Genomic DNA, 22,530 nt, shown 5'->3' on the forward strand with positions numbered 1-22,530 from the left:
TGGTCTCCTTCGAAATGTTCGGAATTTCGCGCTCGTTGACCGCGAAGTGAACCGTGGAGATGCCGACCCCGGCCGCACGAGCGATATCGGCCAGGGTGGGCTGCCGCACCGCCGGTTGCCGCTGCTGCGGTACCGGCGAGCCGGCCGCATCGTCGATCTGTTCGGCAAGTCTCGCCGCCATCTGCAGCATGCCGTCGCGCAGCATGGCCTCGACCAGGCTACCGTCGTGTTCCATCACTTCGACGACGGCCGGGAGGTCCAGTCCGGTCAGGTATCGCAGCAGGGTCGCCTGCCGCCAGGCAACAGGCAGCTCGGTGACTGCCTGCCACATCTGGGCCAGGGTCGCCGCCGCCAGCGCCGTACGGATCCGGTCGGTCTTCGCAGCCGACCACAGGCGCTGCCGGAACTCGTCGAAACCGCGCTGGAACTGCTCGTATTCGAGCGCTTCCAGCGCGAGTTCCACCGCCCGGCCGGGAAGATCCACCGCACGGCCGTCCTGTTCACCGGTCTCACCGGCCAAGCGCAGGAACGTCTCCCGCAGCACTGTCCGGACCAGTTCCCGGTCCCCTCGCGACCGGGGTACCACCTGAGCCAGGACCGGTTTGCTGTACTCGGCGTACAACTGCTGGGCCCGCGTGGCCCGCTCGGCCGAGACTCCGGCGGACTCCGGCTCGGTGGCGCCCGGCCGGGTGATCGTCCGGCCGGGATGTGCCGCGTTCTCGTGCGCCGGATCACGAGCGTCCCGGGCGCCCAGTTCGCCGCCTTTATCGTCGAAGTAGGCGACGAACACCGTGCCGCGCGCGAGCTGTTCGCGGCTGTAGGCGGGCTGCCAATGGTCTCGGTGGTAGAGCCGGATACGCGGAACGCTGCCCGGGGTGGGCGTATCGATCGCCGTGTCGTGCACGTACAGCGTCCCGGCGATCACGGTGAGGAGGTAGCCGTGGGAGGTGTCCCCGTCGTCCACCACGACCACCGCGGTGTCGCCGTCCTTGCCGCTTGCGCGCAGAGTGGCGGCGACCTGGGCCAGGGGATCGTCCGGATCATCGGGATGCGGGGGGTGATCCGTGACGGGTAGCGAATTCAGATCGACGAGGTCGGCGACGATCTTGTCCTCCAGGATTCGCCAGTTGTCGGTGGCGTGCCAGGCGGGATTGTTCTCGTCCAGATCGAGCTCGGAGGCGTTGCCGAGCGCCTGCAGGACGCGAACGAGGCGACGCGCGCAGATCTCGTTGCGAGGGGCACCATCGCGCAGCGCCGGACCATGGTGCCCTCCATCCTGCCGAGCCGCGGCGGATACTGTCCCGATCTGGTCCTCCTGCCGTGGGGGAATTTCACTCGTCCGCAGGTCCAACTCCACCGGCGGGCGGCCGGCCGTCATATCCAGCTCGAACCGGGCGGCATACTTCTCGAGTTCACGGAACCGCTCCAGGATCTGCTCCGCCCGATCGGGACCGGACGGCTCCTGGAAACCGGCCCGGATGGACTGTGCCCCTTCGTCGCCGAACAGGTCCAAGACGCAGCCCAGCCAGGGCCGAAGCTGCTCGGTGATCTCCTGTTCCCGCCGCACCGCCGCCGCCGAAGCCGAATCGCCGGTCCGCGCCATCTCCTCCACCGGAGAGCCGCGCCGCAGGCGCAGTACCTGCCGCAACCAGGCTGCCGCCATACGGTCGGTCCGCTGCGGCGCCAGCCAGATCGTCGTCGTCGACCAGTCGACAACGGATTCACCCACGTGCGGTGCCAAGCGCTGTTCCTCGGACAACGGGACCGCAGGATCCTCCTGCTTCGGTTCTGTGTGATCCACCTCTTGGTCGGTGAGCAGCTTGGTCCGCGCCATTGCTTCACCGAGCATCGTGGACACTTCCTCGGCCGAAATCCCCAATTGCCGGGCCAGTGCTTCCGCGCCGTGCTCGGCGAACCCGAACACTTGTGCCTGCCAAGAATCGCGGCCTGGAAACAACTCGGGTCGCGGCCGAAGAGACGGGTCGACCGTACCCGGGTTCTGGATACCACGCGGCCAACGTTGTTCACCCCGCCGATCGGGATCTTCGCCCGGGGCCCGCCGAAAACCATCGACCACGGCCCGCATGTCTTCGGATACGACGCCGGCCAACTCGGCACCGGCGACAACGTCTGCCACCAGCTCCCGGAACTGGGTCTCCTTCGCCCTTCTGAACCAGTCCACGATCTGTTCGAGAGATTTGGTGGGCGTCACGATGTCACGGTGCATCAGCGCCTGGAACAACCGATCGGCCTGCGTTTCCTTATCGGCGAACTGACGGTCCACCCAGGCCTGACCCAGGCCGTTGATGCCCCCGGCGGCCAGATATGTCAAATCCCCGACGCCGGATCCACCGTCGGTGCGGCTCGCGGGCCCCCGGTTCGCCAGGGCACCGCCCTCCGCCACCCCCACACCGGGTCCACGCGCGCGCACGGAAATCTCAGGGAGAGGAGAACCGTGCCATTCCGCGAACCAGCTGGTGAACAACTGGCGCAATGTATGTGGATCGGTGGGGTCGTACACGATGCAGGTTCCCACATCGGCGTATTGGTCCGGGTTCGGTCTCATGAAGGTTCCCTCGCCCGGGATCCCCGGCAGAACCTCCAGGATCTCCCGCCGGGGCGGCTGTTTTCCGCGGCGCGCGGTATTCACCTGGACGACACCGGCCGTGCCGAGCCGGATCATTTCTATGGCGTACTCGTCGTCGCCCACCGCCTGCTCGAGCACAGCCAGTGCATCCTCGACCTGTTCCCACGGCCGGCGGGCGACCGTCGCGGCGCGGGCCGCCCACTTGTCGGCGAGCTCTCGCAACCGCGGCTCGTCCGGACGCGCCTCGGCATACTGGTGCAGCCGTGTCGCGGCCCCGCGGATACTGTCGTGGGTTTGCAGCAGCGAGCGTTCCCAGTCATCCGCGAACGTGCGTGCGGTGGGCCCCGGCGGAAAGGCCATCACCCGGCTGTTCAGGACGCGCTGCTCCTCCTCCGCATTGAGGATCACATCGAGACCATCGTTGCTCACGGTGATCCCCCCGTTGGTGAGCTCGCGGAGAGCGACCGCGGGATCGCCACCGAAAAAGGCGAGAAGCCCAGGCGCGATATCCTGACCGAGAGCCCGCAGCAATCCCCGTTTGATCAGCTGCCCGACCGGAACCCCGTACATCATCCGCTCGCGAGCGAGCAGATCGTCCAGGGTGCGGAGCAGTATCGCCAGGTCGTCCCCGGGCAATTGTCCTCGCCACTGTGCGGGCAGCAGAATATCGATGAGGCGTTCCCGGTGCTGCTCCCACCGCATACCCCGGGTCGACGACAGGCCGCGATGGTAGCCGGCGCCCGCGAAGGACACCAGCGGCATGACGTAATCGCTGTCGGGGTTGACATACACCGCGGCATACAGGACCAACCGACGTCCGTCCCGCAAGGTTGTGCGGAGGGTCACCAGCCGCACATCGTCGGCGCCGCCCGCCACCTGCTTCAGCTCGACACCGCAGACCTCGGTCATCCCCGTCTCACTGAGAATCTCGACCCTGACATCGTCGATCTCGTCGTGCTGGTCGGCCCATTCCTGGACGGCACGGCCCACCGTGGTGAGCACATGCACCCCGGGGGCGAGCATATCCGCGGACTCGGCGTCGGATGGTACACCCAGGATCTCGACAGCCTGCTGCTGTTGCGCACGCTGAACCCGGTTCAGCTCGAGGGACTTCCGGGCCAGTGCGGCTCCCAGCCCAGTGGAGGTGAGGTAATCCAGCCGCTCCTGCATGTCGTAGAAGGCGTTCTTCTGATGGTGTGCCTGCGCCGATTCCACTCGTAGGGCAGCGGGGATCGCTCCGAATTCACCGCCGGCCCGCCCCAGGATCATGGGCAATGCCAGCGATTCGACACCGAGCAGGCCTGCCAACCCCAGGGTGATCGGGGCATAGAGGACACCATTGACGATCGCCGGTTGCTTCGCCCGAGTTTTCCACCCGGTCATATCGGCATACGCGCTACCCACCGTAGCCATCGATCTGGCCAAGAGATCGAAGAACGTCAGCGCCAGTTGTTCGTCGGTGGCGTAATAGAGATTCGGTGACAACACTATAGTGAGGTCGAACTCATCGAGCCGCCCCGTGTTGCGGAATTTGACGTGGCTCTTCGGCACCTCGTCGCCGACCGCGAGTTTGTAGTACGCCGTCACCTTCGCCAAGAACTCGTTACCGACCAACGGAAAGCAGAATCTGCCGTCCGCCTCCGGCATCGAGGTGCCCCGCAACGGCTGCATATGGACGTTCACCCACTTGTTCTGCGCCATCGACTTCGGCACCAGCAGTGTCCACGTGCCTTCTTCCACGCCCTGCCGGAACATACGCATCAAGCGCTCCGCCCGTTGCCCGAGTTCGGCCTGCTGCTGCTCCGAGAGCCGCAGCATTTCCTCGGGCGGGCTGTACTTCAATGGCCTGCCGCCGAGTGCTTCCGCAACCGAGCCCAGCATTCGCGCAGTCCGGTACTGGTCACCGATGATCTTCGACCCGGGCGGCGCCATTCCACCCGCTGTCGCGGCTTCGTAGAGTTCGGCCAACATTGCGCGCTGTGTTTTCCGATTGGCCGTCCAGTAGTCCATGATCATCCCACCGCCACGACGCACCGCACTACCTGCCACCAAACCGATCACCGGCCATGGCATGAGTCCGAGATCGAGGGCAGCCGACGCTCCGGCACCCACCAGGTAGCCGGCGTTCTCCGCACCGGCGGTGATCAGGTTGCTGCGAACTGTATTGCCCGGTGGCGGCAACCGAGGCACGTACCCCTCACCGATGAGCCAGCGCATGTGCTTGTCCAGTTCGGTGCGGATCTGATCCCGGCTCGCCTTCTCGTCGACAACCAGAACGTACTGCTCCTTGTGGATCCACCGACCACTCACCACGACACCGTCCGGCAGCGACGCGGTGCGCAGCTGCACCGTGGGCCCCGACGTCCAGAACACCCGGTTGTAGAACCACGACCACACGTACACGGTGTCTTTCACCGGATGCAGGGCGCGCTGCGGATCTGGCTGAGGATACCGGTCGAGCGGATGCCAGAGCTCGAGCACCGGCGGCAGATCGGTCCTCGCCGCGCGGGCCTTGGTGATCGTGCCGAAAGGAGCGGCGATATCGCCGAGGTTCGCGTCGAGCATCCATTCGGTCGCACAGGCCAACGCCCGGTTCGGGTGCTGCCCGAGGTTGCAGTAACCCTCGAGCCAATCGACCTTCCGCGGGGTGAAGCTCGCCAGCGAATAGTCTCTCCACGCTCGCAGGCACCGGATACGCTCTTCGGCTTCCTTTCCCAGCACCGCGCTCAGCCGAAGGCCGTCGTCCCAACCCACCACTTCGCCGTCGACAACATGCCGTGCGGAGCCGGCCACCAGCCGGCGAATCCGGCCTTCGACCTCCGTCAGCTCCGCAATCCACCGCTCGACGCGTACCAGATCCTCTCCCCGACCCGCTTCGGGCAGCGAGTCGATGTGGGCACGAAACTCGTCCGCCCACCGTTCGTTCGCTTCCAGGGCCGCGTTGAGTTTGCCCACGAGCCACCGGTTCTTGGCGAGTTCGTCGGCCAGTATCGTGAGATCGCGCAAATCCTCGGCGCGCCCCGGCCATCGACTCGTCCACAGCCGGCGGAGGCCTTCGATCCTTTCCGGTGGGTGCGCTGCGTTCTCGTGGCCGGGGTCTCGGGCGTTCAGAGCGATGAGACTGCCGTCGATCTCGGTCAAGTAGGCGACGAATGCCTTGCCCTCGGCTATCTGCCCCTTGTCGTCTACGAGGTGCGTGTGGTTGTTCTCGGGCGTCCAGTACTCGCTGTGATACAGACGGATTCGTGGAGCGGTACCCGGCATGGGGGTATCGATAGCAGTGTCATGGACGTACAGGTCACCGGCAATCATGGTGAGCAGCCAGCCGTGGCCGTCGGCCACGATCACGGCGGAGTCGCCGTCCCTGCCGCTGGCGCGCAGGGTGGCGGCGACCTGGGCGGTGAGGGGATCTTCGGGGTCGTCCCGGTGGCGGGGGTGATCTGTGATGGGTAGTGAAGTGATATCGACGAGGTCGGCGGCGACCTTGTCTTCGACGATTCGCCAGTTGTCCACGGCATCCCATGCCGGGTTGTTCTCGTCCAGGTCGAGGTCGGGTGCGAGGCCGAGTGCGCGCAGCACCCGCACCATACGACGGGCACAGATCTCGTTTCGAAGGCCGGCCTCGCGCGGCGCCGGACCATGGGGTGCCACCGGAACGGCCTCGTCGAAGACTCCCGCGCGCAGATAATCCGACAGCAGCCGGGGAGCGAGCTCACGGGCGATCCGCACACTCATCCGCTGCACAGCGGTGTCCTGCCCACCATCCGGGGCTCGGGTTCCGGGCGCGAGGATGTGCTGCTCGAAGAGGTCGTACTCGGCCTCGGACAGCAGTCGAGACGCATGATCCGCCAGCAGCGCCCGATCCCGGGTCGCCGCTTCGGCCACCAGACGCGGCGCGATCGCCTCCGAGCCGCCGAGCGCGACGACCAGCCGCCGGAGCACGGCACCGGTGGTGACGTCGGCGGACGTCCGGCTCGGCCCGTCTGCTGTTCGTCCACCCGGCTGCGCCGCCGCCTCGACCGCGTACCGGGCGGTGACCGATTCCTGCCAGTGGTCGGGAAGCTCGGCGAATGCCCGGCGGAACTCGAGGTCGTTGGCACGTGCCAATACTTCTCGGTCCACTGGATCGGCCCTCCGCTGCAGGGCCCGCCGGAAGCGATCGTGTTCCGCGAACCGCAGCGCGTCCCGGACCACGTCGTCGGCCAGCACGGAAATCCAGTGTTCGCTATCGGCATCGTCGGCCAGCGCTGCGACACCGCGCTGCGCGCGCCCCACCGCCTCGGCGGTCAGCATCGACACCAGCGATTCGGTTACTCCCGAATCCGCTATCCGGGCCCGCGCCACCTCGCGCAACCGCTCCCACGGGAGCGCGCGCCACTTCGGCCCCACCCGCGCCGGATTCCGGACGAGCTCGGCCGGAAGCCTGCCCGCCCATTCCTCGGCCAGCGTACGCGCCCATTGGTCTACCGCCGCTTCGTTGCCGCCCTCTTCCGATGCCGCTGTTGCCCTGGCATCATGCCGGTCCACGAAGTACCGCGTGTACCTATCGCGCATCGGCGCGGACAGTTGTGACGTCAGCGGTTCCAGCGTCTCGGGGCATACGGTCACGATCTCCCGAATCACTGCCACTGCTTCGGTACCGAAACGCAGTTCTCCGCCGGTGAGCAAGGCAGCCAGCCGGACCGCGATCCGGTACCGGTGCTCAGCGACCGAGCCCGGGGATCGGCCCAGCAGTTCGGCCAGTTCGCGCACCGGCCAGTTCTCCACGAACAGCCTGGTGGCGACTTCCCGATCCGTTTCCGGAAGTTTCGGAATGACCTGCTGCAGCCGGGTGCGCGATGCCGCGTGCACCACCGGTAGCGCGGCACTGCGCCGCCGCCTCGCCGCCACGACGGCCTGCTGCGACTCACCCACCACTGGGACCGGTGTGGCAGGTGAGCCGGTCCGGACGCCGGTGGATTCGAGAATCACCCCGGAGCGAACCGGCTGGTATCCCAGCTTCCGCGCCGCGGCCAGTACTCTGTCGCGCGTCCCACGATCGGCCGCAGTTTCCTTGTCGCCGAGTATCCTCGCGACGATCGGCCGTGTCACACCGGCTTCGCGGGCCACATGGTCTTGGGTGGTCCGGCGCAGTACACCACCGGCCGTGTATCGGTCCGGAAGATCGGCGGGCAAGAGTTCGACGACCAGACGCGCCAACCGATCGCGGACCCGGCCGACCGTGGTCTCGCTTCGCCGCAACGCCGAGGCCACCTGATCGACCGGCTGACCACGCAGGAAGTAGCGGTCGAACACCTCCATATCCATCGGCTTGGCAATCCGCTCCAGCGAAATCCGGCATTGCTCCAACAGCTGCGATTCCCGGGCCGCGACCGCTTCCACCAGCAACAAGGTCTGGTTCTCGCTGCGGGGTGATTCTTGCCGCGCTGCGCCGGCCCCCTTACTACCGGCGCGTCCGTCTGCCTCTGACGCTGCTGCCTTCCGCTCGTCCGGAACACCCGTCTTCCCCTGCGGCTGCGCTTCCGCCACCAGCCCGGCCATTCTCAGCAGGTAGGTATCGAAATCTTGTGCTGCGGCACCCCCGGGTGTCTCACCGAGAAGAGCTGCGCCGGGGCCGTACCTCGCTCCCACCCCGGCGACATCACCGGAACCCGGGTCCCGGCCGAACATCGACTCCAGCGGCAGCGGCGCGAGTTCTCGATCGCCTGCGTCGGGCACGATCCGGCCCTCGGCGGCCACGACCGCCCACACCCGGCTCGGCGCGACATGGCCGGCATCCCATTCGTGGAAATCCACCACCGCGTCGCCGTCCAGCACCACAACCCGGCCGTTCCGATTCGCCAGCGCCACCGCATGACCCATCCCGGAACCGTCGTATTCCTCCAACAACACCGCTGTCGCGTTCGGACCGCCGTCGGCCACCGCCTGCGCGACAGCCGCCCGATCCGCGAAACCCGCCGGGCGGTGGCCGCGCAACGCCTCGACGATCCGCTGCCCCGAAACCCCTTCGGCGCCCACCGAGGCGACACCGGATAGATCCACCAGATCATCGCGGCCCAGCACCTGCACGAAATTGCCGAAAGCTACTTGTACACAGTCGTTTCGGTGTCCTCGTTCGCCGTGCGGCACCCGTTGGGCTCCCGAATCCGCTGACGCGCCGTTGGACGACAGGTCGGTACCGTCATCGGGTGCATGCCGCTCCAACTCGGCCAAACGCTCCAGGTACGAACGGTATTTCTCTTCCATACCCAGGCGTTGGAACTCCGCTTCCGCCTGTATGATTCGCTGCTGTATCGCCTGGATCCGTGATCGCGGCACATCGTGATCGACCCAGACTTCGGAGCCGTCGGCCGCGCGGCGGACGAAGTGCTCGGACAACTGCGGACCGATATCGGGACCGGACGCCTCGCTCACCCGGGGGTCGGTGCCGAGCACTTCCCCTGTATCGGTGACCCGCCAGGCCGGCGAGTGCGCGGGGATGGCGGCCACCGCCTCGAACATGCCGAGTCTCTTACCGCTCGACGAATGGTGGTAAGCATCCCGGGCAGCGCTGTCCGTGAGGTCGGTGTCGGTGGGTTCCTCGCGTTTCCGCCGATAGTAGCTGCGCTCGGAGACGCGATGAAATTCCGCGGGCTCGACCCCACACGCCGCCGCGACCAGGGTTTCGGCTTCTGCCGCGTTCACCTCGTCCGGGTCGGCCTCGACCAGGACCAGGCGGGCATCCTGCGGAGCGGGCCGCATCATCATCCCGTATGTATCGGGTGCGCGTTCCTGCTCGACGATGAGTACGTCGGCCACTTCTTCGGCGAACGTCCGGCCATCCGCGAGAGCCGCCAGCCGGTCGGGGCGCGCGCGCCAGTACTCGGTTGCGGGGTCACGCTCGGGCGAGAAGTCCGGTTCGAACGGCTGCTGCGAGATGCGCCCGTGTCGATCCACCAAGACCTGTACGTACCCGATTTCGATATCCACTCCCAGGGCACGCAGTTGCGCGGGGTGCAGTTTCGATGTTTCTTCCACCCGGCCGGGCAGCTGGGCTTTCGGAGCGGTGATCACAATCCGAGACGGTCGGCCGTTCGCGGCCGCGATGAAGCCGGAGCCTTCGTCGAACAACATGGCGTTGTCGGCAACGAGGACATCGCGGGCCGCTACCACCGACGCCTCTTCGAGGATGCCCGCGCAGCGCTCTTCCGCCCTTCCGAGGTCTTCGAGCAGTACCTCTGTTCGACGGGCGACTTCGGCCGTCACCGAACCGCTGATTCCTTCCGATGACGCTGCCCGCAGCGCCTGGGATATCTCAGCGATCTCCTTTCCGGTGACGTCTATACCGATATCACGGCACCATCGAGTGATATCGTCACGCAATTCGTCCGCACGTGCGAAAGCGGCATCGATACGCTTCTGCACGGTGTGCCGTACATGTCCTGCGCGTACGGTGGGATCGAGTCGCCACCCTTTCCACTCCGGCGCCCAGACCGTATCCCTCGCGGAGTCGATCAAGGCTTCGTCGGCTGCGGACAGCGTATTCCGCTTCGCGCCGGCGGCCGGTGCGGCCTGTACCGGAGTACTGAAGTCGGCCGTGCCGTCGGGGACCGGAATGTCACCCTTCCTCAACGCCGCGGCGACCTTGCGTCCCAGCGCCTTCACGGACTCGGCTCGCGTCCCCTGGAACCAGTGGGCCAGCACATCGTCCGGATTGGAGGACTTTCCGCGATCCAACGGCGACGTGACCCGATAGCCACCTTCGCTGTCGGGCCGAGCCCACAGCCGGAGCCGGATACCGGCGATATCGATGCCGATGGTCTTCCCGTAGTGCCCAGCCGAATCGGACCTGTACACGGCAGGTCGGATCTCCCCGGCGAACAGCTTGCGCACGACTTCCTCCGGGCCGAAGGGCTCGGTAGGAACGTTCGACTCGGTCAGGCGAAGGCCGAGTTTCGCCAGCTCCGAGGAGTCATCGAGCGGCTTGTTGCGCTCCATCGATTTCTCTGTCGGTTCGAGCGCCGGGTCGAAGAGCGTGGTGAACCGGGGGATGACCGGACCGAGTCTGCCCAACGGCTTCAACCATTGACGGAAACCGATGCCCTTCAGCAGGCCGCGCGAGGTGTAGGTGAGGTACGCCTCGAGCAGCGCCGCCTCGAATTCGAACCGACTGGGATGGGGGTGCTCGACAATGGACCGGTTTTCGGTGATGTCCAGCGTTCCGTCCGGCCGCACCTCCGCGGCCAGCTCGGTGATCCGGTAGTGCCTTGCCGCGGCAGGGGTGGCCACCCGTCCGAATTCGGGCCGGTCGACGGCAAGCCGAACAAGCGCCGCATCGTAGCGATGGCGCACCGCGACAACGATCAGCTGGTCCCGTTCGGACCCGGTGCCCGGTACATGGATCACATGGTCGCTTACGGCTGTGCCGCCCGGGTACCTCGGAAGCAGTTCCTGGATCGCCCGGCGGGAAGCCTCGTCGTCGACCCGGGCCAATTCTCGGCAGTACTCGGAATAGGACCTGTACATGTCGAGAATTTGTTCATCCTGGGCACGCAATTCCGTGCGCCGTTTCTCGATACGGTCGAGCATCGACCTCAGATCGGACAGGGGATGAATACTGTCCAGTTGTTTTCCGAGAATATCCAGTGGAACGTCGCCGAGCTCGGCCGGATCGACCCGCAATTGCCGGGCCAGTGCGTCCCACTCGCGGGCTACCTCCGCAAGGTACTTCTCCGCTCGTTTCTCAGCGTCCAGGTCATTGTCGAATTTCTCCCAGGTTCGCCCGACCTGGAATTTCATATCGATCCAATGTTTCAAGAGGTGGGAAACCCGCTGCGCGGCCGCACCCAGATCCTCGATACCCCGAGATTCGGTTGTGGTGGTATCGAGGTCGATGATTACGGAGGGGCGGGGGACGGTCACAAATTCGATGTGATGCCGATCTTCGAGGCGGATCGGATCCGCGGCGAGCCCGCTTTCGGCCTCGCGCCACTGTGCCTGCAACCGGTCCACGGCCCGTTGATGTCTGCCCTCGACAGCGACCACGACCAGTCGCCCGTCCCCCATTCGCACGATGTCGTGACCGTCGAACTGCTCGCCGTCCGGCCGCGTCCGCAGTATCGCCGCGATAGCCGCAGCGCATGCCTGCGCTTCCATACCGTCGTTGTGCCGCACGGCCGCCGCCTCCGCGACGCGACCGCGGCGCAGTATCTCGGGCAGCCGGGCGAGGGCACGTTCCCGGGTCAGGATGTCGGCTCGGCGCGTGAGCAGCAGGTGATGGTGCCCGAGTGGAACCAGGAACCGCACCTGGTCCAACTCTTCCGGCGACACACCGACTTCGGTCGCCAGCGCCGCACGATCCGCCGCTACCGCCGATTCCTGCTCGGCCAGAATCCGGTTCCACACACTCTCCGACCAGGACGCGGTTTCAGGGTTGTGCGTTTGTCCGAGCATCTGGACCGCCTCGTCCAGCTCCCGCCGAGTTGCGCGTACCTGCTCGGCAATGGACGCCCCATCGTCCTCGCCGGGTCCGCGGTCGCCGCGTGGTCCGGACGGTGTACCCGCAATGTCCCCGCTTTCCTCCGGCGCACCCCGCAGGAGCTGACGGGGCATATCGCTTCCGGGAACGCCGACCGGTCGCTCGCCCACGCCGAGCGGGAGTCTCGGTCGGCCGTCCACTGATTCGATGCCGAAGACACGTTCGGCATCGACCTGCTGCCGTGCGGCCCATCGCCGCGCGGCAGCTTCGCCACGGTGGGTGAGTTCCCGGCCGTCGAGCCGCTCGTGGACCACGATCATGTCGAGGTCCGGATCCCAGGTAACAGTGGCCGCATGGGCACCGCGACCGCGGGTGTAATCGATCCCGACGGTCACGGTCATCGACACACCCTGCTCGTGCGTCTCGATAATAGTGTCGATCGGCTCGGCGAGGTCGCGATAGCCACCGGGACGCCAGTTCCCCCGGAGCGCTGCGGCCACATCGGCGGGGTCGTCGCCGGTCAAGGAGAACTGCCTCGGCACCGTCGGTCGCCGCGGCTGTTGCTCGCCTCGAGTCCGGCGGTTGGCCGTCTCGTGCGCTTCGACCGCGTAGGGAGCGCACTCGCCCTTCAGGGGCAACGGTTCCGAGGTATCCGGGCTGCGATATCCGGCGACGGCGTCCCTGTCCTCGAGGACGACGACGTCCGTGATCAGCCGGGCGAAGCCGTCCTGCACAACGCGCTCGATCCGCGCGAGCTCCTCGGTGCACAGTGCTACGGTGGCTGCCGCCCGGACCAGGCTGTCGTACTGCAACAGCTCGCCGGCCCACTGGATTTCCGCGGCCGATTCGCGGGTGAGCTGCTGCAGGAGTTCCGGGGTCAGATCGGTGAAGTGGTTGATCCCGAGCGCCCGTACGCGTTCCGGATCGAGCGCGTTCAGCAGCAGCTGCTGCCGTTCCGCGAAGCCGTCGCGCACCCTGCCGAGCAGGTCGGCGTCGGATTCGGTTCCGTTCAGGACGACGCCGACGGACCGGGCCGAATTCTGTACCTCGTCGCGAGCTCGTTCTCGCCGGGCGCGGACCCGCTCCGATTCTTCGAGCAGGATCTCGATTCGGCCCATTCGCGCGTCGACCGATTGCACTTCCGAAGCCCGGCGCTGATATTCCGTCGCGAGCGCGAGCAGATCACCCAGTGCGGTGCGCCGTGGACCGTCCGCCGGCTCCGCGGCGTACTGCTCCTGCAACCAGCGCAGATCCTCCGGCGCCGACAGCAAAGCGAATTCGTCGTCGCCGAATTCCGCCAGATACGCCGCACGGCGGTCATCGAATCGATGCGCGGCCACGGCCCGTGCCGAATACGATCGGCGCAATCCCGCCTGGACCGCCTCGATCGCGCGGACCTGCTCCTGCGCCTCGAGGAGTTCCCGTCGTAGCGAATCCTCGGTAACGCGGGCCTGATCGGCTCCACGGCCGGCCTCGGCCAGTTTCCGTCGCAGCTCCGCTTCGGATGCTGCGGCGTTTGCCGCGTATTCGGCTGTTCTACCGCTCAGCGCGGTCCGGGAACCGGCCTGCCGGACACCGGTGTCCTCGATTGCCCGGATCAGTTCGTCGTCCAGTGTGTCCAGCTCGGTGTCACGTTCGGCGATCCGGTCCGCCCAGGAGAGCAGTACCCCGTAGGTATCGGCTCGGCCTCGCAGCTTCGACTTCTCCGATTTGTCGGTGCTCGACCCGAGCGCGTCGCGGGTCAAGGCGCTGAGGTCGCGCAGCCTCGCGATGGTCCGCGGTCCCATCCGTGGCTGGCCTGGCTCGTCCGGGTGGTAACCGTACTGTTGTGGATCAGCGATGAACCCGCCGTACACGCTGCGCACGGGACCCGGTAGCAGCCGGTGTGTCCGAAGGGCTTCCTTTTCCTCGGCAAGAGCAGCGATCCGGGCAAGCTGCTCGGCCAGCCGACGGAGCTCGTCGACGGACCCAGCGCCCTGCTCGGCTCGCGAATGCGCGTCGTACAGTGCGTCTTCCAACGCGTCTACGGTCGCGCACCATCCCAGGAGACGGCGCAGGTCGTCGACCATTCGCATCGGGACGTAGTGCCGCAAGAATTGGGCCTCCGCCGCGAGAAGTTCCGAGAGTTCCGAACTGATCGGCTGCGACGGCGACCGGGGCGCCCGGGCACGCAGGTCCGCCCGCTCCTCATCGACCCGGGTATCGCGTCGCAGGTCGTTCGGCGCGATACCCAGTAGCGCGGCGAACCGCTCGCGTACACGAGAGAGTTCACCTTCGGCAGCGTCCCGCGCCGGGCCGGGCTGGAGCAGATCGCCGGCATTGTGCCCCTCGGGCAGGGCATACCGCAGCCGAGCCCGTAGCTGCCGCGCTTCCGCCGCGGCGTTGCGTCGCAGGATTACCAGCGACTCAGGCAGGGTGGCCGACCGCAGGACATTCGGCGGGTCGGGGTCCTTTTTCCCGAGGAGTCTTCGTAACACGCGGCGTGCACCGCCCGGAGCCGCCTCGTCCGCGCGCGCACCGAGACCTCGGCCGATTCTCGGATCACGAACGAAGAAGACCTCCGGGCCATAGCTCGGCCCCGATACTCGTCGCCGACCCGGCCGCACATCGAGGGTTTCCCGGGGATCGAACGACTCCTGGAACGCATCGACACGACCGAAGCCCGCGCCGTCGGCGCCCCCGCCGTCTCGGAGCGGCGGCGTCTGCGTTTTCCCGCCGGGCCGGTCGACGGCGATCGCCGGATCGAGCTGAGACCCACGACCGGTGGTATCTGTCCTCGGGGTGAAGCCGGTGTCGGCAATCGCCCGGCGGACTCGTTGCTCCGTTTCATCGCTCAGCATCGTCGCGGTGTCGCCGCGCAGGACTCGGTACACGGTTTCCGCGCTGACACCCGCCCGCTGTGCGACCTCGACGACTGTCACCGGCCGCAATACACCGCGTGCGGCGTAGTCGCCCCGCAGCCCCGCCGGGAGATCCGGGGCGACCGCTCGCACGACTCGGGTGAGCGCACGATTGACCGTGCCGCGATGGACTCCCTTCGCGGCCGCGATGGCAGGCGGCGTGAGCCCTTCGGCGAACAGGTCGAAGCACGCGCGATCGAACGGTTTCAGTTCGGCGCGTACCAACTGGTGGTCGTTCTTCCATACCGAACGCACCAGTTCGAGGTCTGCCCGATCGGTGGCGCGGCTCCGGCCCCGGCCGGTGGCCTGCGCCGGACTCTCATCGTCACGGACGACCGGGATCGGTGAATTCGTCGTATCGTCGGCGACTCCGGTGAGGTCGACGACCACACCGGGACGACGGCGGGTCAGGCCGAGCCGGTTGGCGATCTGCTGCACTTCCGGGCCGGGGTAGCGCCCGCTGAGTACCCGCCGCACGGTCGTCTGGCTCTTCCCGGACAGCCGGGCAACATCCTGTGCGGTGACCCGCCGCAGCGAACCCGCGCTCGGATATCGGTCCAGCACGCTCTGCGGCATGCTCATGACCAATCGGCGTGCGGCACGATGCAGCAGGCTGTGGACAGTCGCCTCACCCACGCCCAGCTGGTGTGCGATATCGGCCTGAGTCGGCTGATCCGGCGCGAAATACAGGTCGCAGACCGCCCGTTCTTCGCCAGTGAGTAGATCGAGACAGCGGCCGACCTCGTCGCGATCGTGTTCATGGATCGCCTCCGCGAGCAATAGTCGCCGCGAGTCGATTTCGAGGAACTTCTCGATACGCTCGAGGAGCCCGGTCACCTGCCGTGGATCACCCAATCGGGCACTCAACCGCCACAATTCCGCCAGCGGCCGATGGACGTCGGCCGGCGCCGTCCGGGTGCTCAGATGCGGAACCGCAAGCAGTGCCGCCAGCTCACGGTTCGAATTCATTCGTTCGACCTTCGCCCGCGCCTCGAACTCGTGACGTTGTTTCTCCCGCTGCTCCGGCGAGAGATGTGCTGCGGCGGCGTTGTTCTGCGCTATCGTCTCCTCTTGCACAGCCCAACCCAGCGCGATGCGGTTCCCGAGCCATGGCACGACATCGAGCAGCCGGCCGGCGGCCTCCGCGTTCGCCCACTCGATGTCGGTCAACGACCACAGCTGGCTTCGTAGAATATCCACAGCCGAATTCAGCCGATCGCGGCTGATCATATGTGGCTCGATTCCCAGCTGTTCGGCCAGATTCAGCAACTCGGCGTTGTCCGCAAGCGATGTCCGGCGGCCCGCGATGCCGATATTGTCGTAATCCAATCCGGCTACGGCCCGGGACTTCCCGTCGACGAGTGGGCGGCGTGGTGTGCCGCCCTGCATGATCTCCCAACCGGATACGCTGCGTATCCCCGTCTGCTCGGCGGCCCATTCCGTGAGCGCGAAGCGCTCACCGTTGTCGATCACCACTACTGCACCGGCGCCGCGCACCGGAACCCTGGTTCCGTCCGCACGGATCTCGAACTCGCCGTCCCAGAATGCGTGGACCGCGTGCGAGCCGGGCCGGGAGGCATCGGTGAAACCCTGGAATCCCAGTACCACCAGTACCGCGTCGCCGGTCTGTTCCACATGTTCGGCGACCTCGTCGAGGTTGCGGTAACCGCCTTCGCGAGGGTCGGCGCCGAGCAGCTCGAACGACTCCCCGGCGAGGACTCCGGCGGGACCGGTCACATGACCGCGTAGTTTCGCCGGCGCGGCACCGCCCGCGGCCTCGTACACGCCCAGCCCGGACTGGACGAAACAATTTCGCTGCGCGGGTTGCCACAGATGTTCGACAGTGCTGATCGCGGGTTCGGCGCCGGCCTCGGTGCGATCGGGCACGACGGTCGCCGCGAACACGACGTCGACATCGGCGGCGAGCCCCTTCGCCAGTCCCGCATCGATCCGCTCGAGCTGGGCTGTGAGCAAGTCGGATTCGGCGACCTCGGCGATCAGTTGCTCCAGCCGCCGGAGCTCGGTGACCCGGTCGTGGAACACCGCATCGGCGAAAAGGTCGGCGCGTGAGAGCGTGACCATCGAAATCTGTTCGGCGGTCAGATCCGCTGCGGTCAGCTCGTGCTCGGCCAACGAATCCGGGCCGATCATCGCGGCCAGCGCTGTCCGCTGACCCGCCTGGGATCTGCGCAACTGGGCACCGCGCCCGGTGTCGTCACTCAGCCAGCCGAAGTCCAGCTCGGTCTGCGCCTCGATTCGCTCCTCCACCGCCGCACGTTCGTCCAGCACGCGGGTCCGCTCCGCTGCCAGTGCGTCGAGCCGGTAGCCGATGTCCTGCAGGCGCCGGATCTGCCATTGCCGCAGTTCCCGTTGCCCGGCGAGGTCGAGCAGCTCGTGCAACGCGGCGCGGACCTTCAGATACCCTTCGTGTTCGTATCGGCCGCCCCGCCACTGCTGCGCCCGGCGCAGCTGCGCACGCACCCGTTCGGTGTCGACGAGACCGGCGCCGATCCCGAACTCGTAGCCTTCGAGAAGTTGCCGGTGCTCGTCCTGCGCGGCGACGAGCCGGCCCTCCAGGACAGACAGGTGTGCTTGTGCCTGGAACAGTGCCGCGCGCAGGCGATCGATACCCTGCATCCGCGTGGTCACCGCCAGCACGTCTTCCGACGACTCGATCTCGACATCCAGGGTCCGGCATTTCGCGGCTGCCCGGGCGCGGGCGTCCTGGACGCGCTGGCGCTCGAGCACCTCGGCGATCCTGCGGACCCGTGCCGGGGTGAGAAGCGCGGGTGCCGTACCGATCTGCGCCGCCAGTTCTTCGGCGGACCGGCGGCGTTGCTCCCGTTTCGATCCCAGGGCCTGAATGGTGAGGGACGGCGATCCGGCGGCACTGTCCCGCATCGTGGGCAGCGTGTGCAGCTCGCGGCGCCGATCGGCATCTCTGTCGCCCAGGGCATCCAGCTCGTCGCCGAGCAGCGGCGGAGCCGCGGCCCCGTCGAGAGCCCGGCTCGCGGCGACGACGCTCAGCGCCGCGGCCAGCTCATGACGGAATGAATCCTCCAGCGACTGCCGAAGCGGGTCGGCCAACAGCGCGGCGATCGAGTGCTGACCGTCGTGCTCCCGGGTCCGCTCCATCTCGTTCCGGTATATCGCGATTGCCGCCTGCTCCAGCTTCGAGAGGTGCGACTGCAACCGGGCGAGATATTCGGCGGCCGGTTCACCGTGTGCGCCGAGCGCGTGGGCGCGGAAGAGAGCGGCCTCCAGCCGATCGATTCGATCGATTCGATCATCGAGATAGGGAACGGCGTCGATCAATTCGATCGTGTCGTAGTACCAGGCGAATCGTTCCGCTTCATCCTGAAGATCGGTGGGTGCGTCCGGTCGCGCCAGCACATCCTCGGCATGAATGCGCAGCAAGGCACGCTCATCGGGCGGCGAGAACCCCTCGTGCTCCAGGGTCTTCTCGATCAGGCGCTGCTGTGCGTACGTTCGCTCGTCGACCAGCTCACCTCTGCGCGCCGGCAGGTCCGCCACCGGCATGTCCTCGTGAGCAGCTACCTCCTTCAGTTGGTCGTGCACGTCTGCTCGCCTCGTACGCGCCAACCGGCGCGCCGTATCCAGCTCCCCCAGCCGGGGCTCGACAGCTGCCGGGACCGCCGCCGTCGCCGGATCGCGAGCCATCCGGTCTCGGGGCTGCCCGGTCGGCAACGAACCCGAGATCTTCGACATCGTCCAGCCCGTGAAGCGTCCCGTGGGCGTGAACAGCCGACCTTGCGGCGCAAATTTTGTGCGGGGCGGGTTTACGAAGGCCTTCCGGTGCGGTTTCAGCTGCGCATCGGTGGCAACGGACTGGATGAGGCCCTGCGCCTGCGGGTCGGCGACGACCCGGATCCTGCGCTCCGGGTCGGTGGCCTTCTCCCGATGCACCGCCAGTTCGGCGAGCTCGGTGGCCAGCGACCGCGCCACGCCGCCCTGCCACAACACCACGGCGACCGTTCCCTCGTCACCTAGTTCTGCCGCGTAGACATCCACCGTTCGGCGCAAACCCGCCCGCAGCGACGCCGTCGTGGCCTCGGTCCCCACCAGGACCACTACCTTGTCCGCGGTGCGCGGGTCCGCACCGAGGACGAAATGCTGGGCGGGCGCGACCGAACGGGTGAGCAGCGCGGGTGTATCCGGCAGGTCCGCGACCCAGTGCTGCGCGCGGCGCACGATATCGTCGTCGGTTTCGCCTCGGGTGACCTGCGCCAGATCCAGGCCGTCGCCCTGGAGACGGTCCGTAACCCCCTGCCAGATCTGCGTACCCCGGTTCGTATTGCTGCGGCACACCAGTTCGACCCGCGGCGATTCGCCGTGGGGCGCCCACACCTCCCGTGCCCCGGCTTCGGCGGCCACCCACGCCGCCAGGTCGTTTCCGGCCCGCGCCTCGCGGGCGTTGCGCGATTCTCCGTCGCCGTAGGAGTGCAACACGAGCGTGGTCACCGGGCGGCCGGGGCGGTGCTCGAGCTCGGCGAAGTCGGCGCCGGCCCGCACCAGCTCGGTCCATTCCTCCGGAACACCGCTGCGAACGATCGGGTGCCAGATCTCACTCTCGGGCGCGGTGTCGTCGCCGTAGGCGAACAGGAGACTGCCGGGGGCTCCACCGAGCCCCGTGCCACGCGGGAACGACAGCAGATAGAAAGGTACGCCCATCTGCTTCGCCCGCGCCCTGCCCTCGTCGCGCAGGGCCGCGATCGTCTCCAGTTCCCGCAGCCGCTGATAATCGTCCTCGCCGAGAGCGCCGTCGCGGGACCGCAGGTCATCGAACTCACGCCACAACTCGAGCTCGTTCAACTCGCCGCGCTTGGCGCGCGGAATACCCGCGGCTTCACCGAGGATCGCGGGATACTCCTCTTCCAGTACCGCACGTAGCTCGTTGTCGGCCCAGTCCCACAGCTGGGCATTGCGCCGGCCCCGGGCACGCGATTCCGGTGCCGTCGGTGTCTCGCCGTCGCGGTGCACCATCTGTTCGATATCGTCGATTCCCACGCGCGCCAATGCCAGCGCTATCTGCCGTGCACGCGCTGCCGCGTCCCCGATTTCGGAGGTGGCGACGGCGATGTCCTCGTCGCGTTCCACCGGCCGCGGTACCAGCTCCTCCGGCGGGTCGAGCGAGTAACCGTGCTCGTCCACCCACAGCGCGATCATCTTCTGCCCGGCCGGTGCGTCTGCGGGGCGGAAATTCTGCTGGATACTGTCACGTCCCGCATCCCAGCAATCGATGCGAATCGTGCCGTTGTCCACGACCGACACCAGCTCGACCATATGCCCGAGTCCCTCGGTGCCCGCGGTCAGCACGAAGATCGATTTGCCGTGGCCGGCGCCGGGCTGCCGGCTCTCCGCCGCGGTGGCCCACGAGTGCAGCTCGTCGAAGGCCGCCCGCATGGTGCGCACGTGATGTGCCTTGACCGGCCGGCCGGGCCGCTGCGTACGCGCTTCGATATAGCTGGACAGCGTCCCCTCACCCGGTACCGCGGGCTCGATCTCCCCGGCATCGCGCCCGGTCCGTGCCGCGTTGGCGGCCAACGCGGCGCGCCCGCATTGATCGTCGAGTCCCTCCAGTGCGTGTGGCCGCTGGTATCCGGCCATACCCTCCGCGTCGGCGATCGTGGTGACGACGCGGGCCGGCGCGGCGTTGCGCACCACCCGGATACCGTCGGTGGTGCCGGCGGGCGCCTCGGACAGCTCGGCGCCGGTGGCGATCCTGGACGCTTCGGCCAATCCCGCGAGCAGTCGTTGTTCGAGTTCGCGGAACTCGGCGGTCCGGGTGTCGATCGCCGCGGCGGCGTCGAGTTGCTTTGCTCGCCGGGCCTGCGCCTCTTCGCCACGACCGGGTACTTCATCCGATCGCTTCGCCGTGGCCGGTCCACGGTCGGCGGAACCCGGTAGCGGCCGCTGCGATCCGGTTTCTCCGGACAACTCGTCGCGACGGGCGGTGTACTGGGCGAGTTCGTTCCTCGCGGCACGGCACTCGGCGGCCAAGGCGTCGAGGCCCGTCGCGTGCAGATCCAGCCGGCCGATCTGTTGCTGCCGCCGGGCATGGTTTTCGGCCAGCTCGATCAGCTTCCGCAGTCCGGCGGCCTGCCGCTGATCGGTACCGTCCACCGCGGCGAGCCGATCACGCAACTGCTGCACCGCATCCGGTCCGGCTACCGGGAAGCCGAGTTCGCGATTGAGATCCGCGAACTTCACCCTGGCTGCCGACCGGTACCTGTGGGCAGTCGCCAGGGCGGCTTCGAAGGCGTGGATACCGCCGATCAGCCGTTCCGCCGCCTCGGACTCGGCCCGTGTCGAGTGGTGTCCTGCCTCGGCCACCTGGCACTCGAGGCGAAGCTGCTGCAGATTGTGCCCCAGCTCGCCGATCACCGCGAACAGACTCGGATATCGCGCCCGCAGTTCGTCGTGGACGCCCCGCCGAGCTGCCTCCTCGATCAGCTCGGCGACCACCTGTCCGCGCCGCCGCGCGACCGCGACCCGGTCGGCGCCGGGCACCGGGTTCAGAAGCGACTCCAGGCTGTCGATGCCGTGCCGCCCCAGCACGTCGCGGACGAGTCCTTCCGCCACTGCCCGCGGCTGCTCATCACTCCGGGATCTGGACCGGCCCCCGCTCCAGGGTGTGGGCGCGGGTGCGCCGGCCGCCGGGTCGGCCGGTACCAGCGCGGCTTCCTCCCCACCGTGCTCGGCCGGGTTCCCGGCGATCATGCCCTGTAGCTGCGGTGCACTCTCGCGGTCCGGGTCGCGGGTCCACGGCGAGGCGGCGAGGCGGGGGTCCGATGCCGGATTCGATGGTCTCGAATCGTCCGGCACCGCCGCGGTGATCCACGGAGTAGCCTGCGAGGTCGTGGCTGCGGGGGCTCGGCTACTACTGGAATCGGTGTCCGTTTCCCCGGACCGTATGGAACCGCCGACCCGGGTGGGACCATCGATCACCACCGCCGTGATGTTGTCCGTAGTGCCGTTGGTCCCCGGCGCGGCGAGAGCGGTCCGGATCGCCGCTTCCGCGGCCGCGAGCCGATCGTCCGGGTCTCTGTTCAGGGGCGCGGTGATCGCGGCGGCGAGCCGATCGTCGGAGACCCGCTTCAGCGCGCCGTCGGAAACCACCACCACGACGCCCCTGCCGGTGGGCGTATGACGCTTCGGTTCCGGATCACGCCAGGTCTCCTCCCATATCTCCGGATTGCCCAGGCCACGAGTGATGGTCGACGCGAAGGGGAGACTTTCGGCTTCTTCGTCGGTGAGCTGTTCTCCCCGCCGCGCGGCATCCTCGATATATTTCTGTGCGTACGAATCGTCCACAGTCAGGCGTTGTGGTGTACCGCCGTCGAGCGGAACCCAGTACACCCGGGCATCACCGTATGAATCGCTGACGATCTCCGTGGGCGTCACCAACGTCACCGCGATCGTGCAGGCGGGCGGGATCTCGCACCCGGCGAATTCGGTCCGGATGAGGTCCAGGACCGCGTCTCTTGCCGCTTCGACGGCGTCCGCGACGACCTGTACCGGATCCCACCCCGCACCGTCCGCGGCCGCGGCGGCCGCGCGGTCCA

General features: G+C 67.5%; 1 protein-coding gene (cut by both window edges). It reads right to left on the minus strand.

The whole window is internal to a LuxR C-terminal-related transcriptional regulator gene (locus ACLML9_RS00070) on the minus strand: the coding sequence, 53,052 nt in all, runs 16,361 nt past the left edge and 14,161 nt past the right edge, and what appears here is coding positions 14,162-36,691, spanning codon 4,721 (partial) through codon 12,231 (partial); reading right to left, the first codon wholly in view occupies positions 22,526-22,528. The start codon and the stop codon both lie outside this window.

It is taken from the genome of Nocardia sp. NPDC002869, from assembly GCF_046764065.1.
In the GTDB taxonomy this organism is placed as follows: domain Bacteria; phylum Actinomycetota; class Actinomycetes; order Mycobacteriales; family Mycobacteriaceae; genus Nocardia; species Nocardia rhamnosiphila.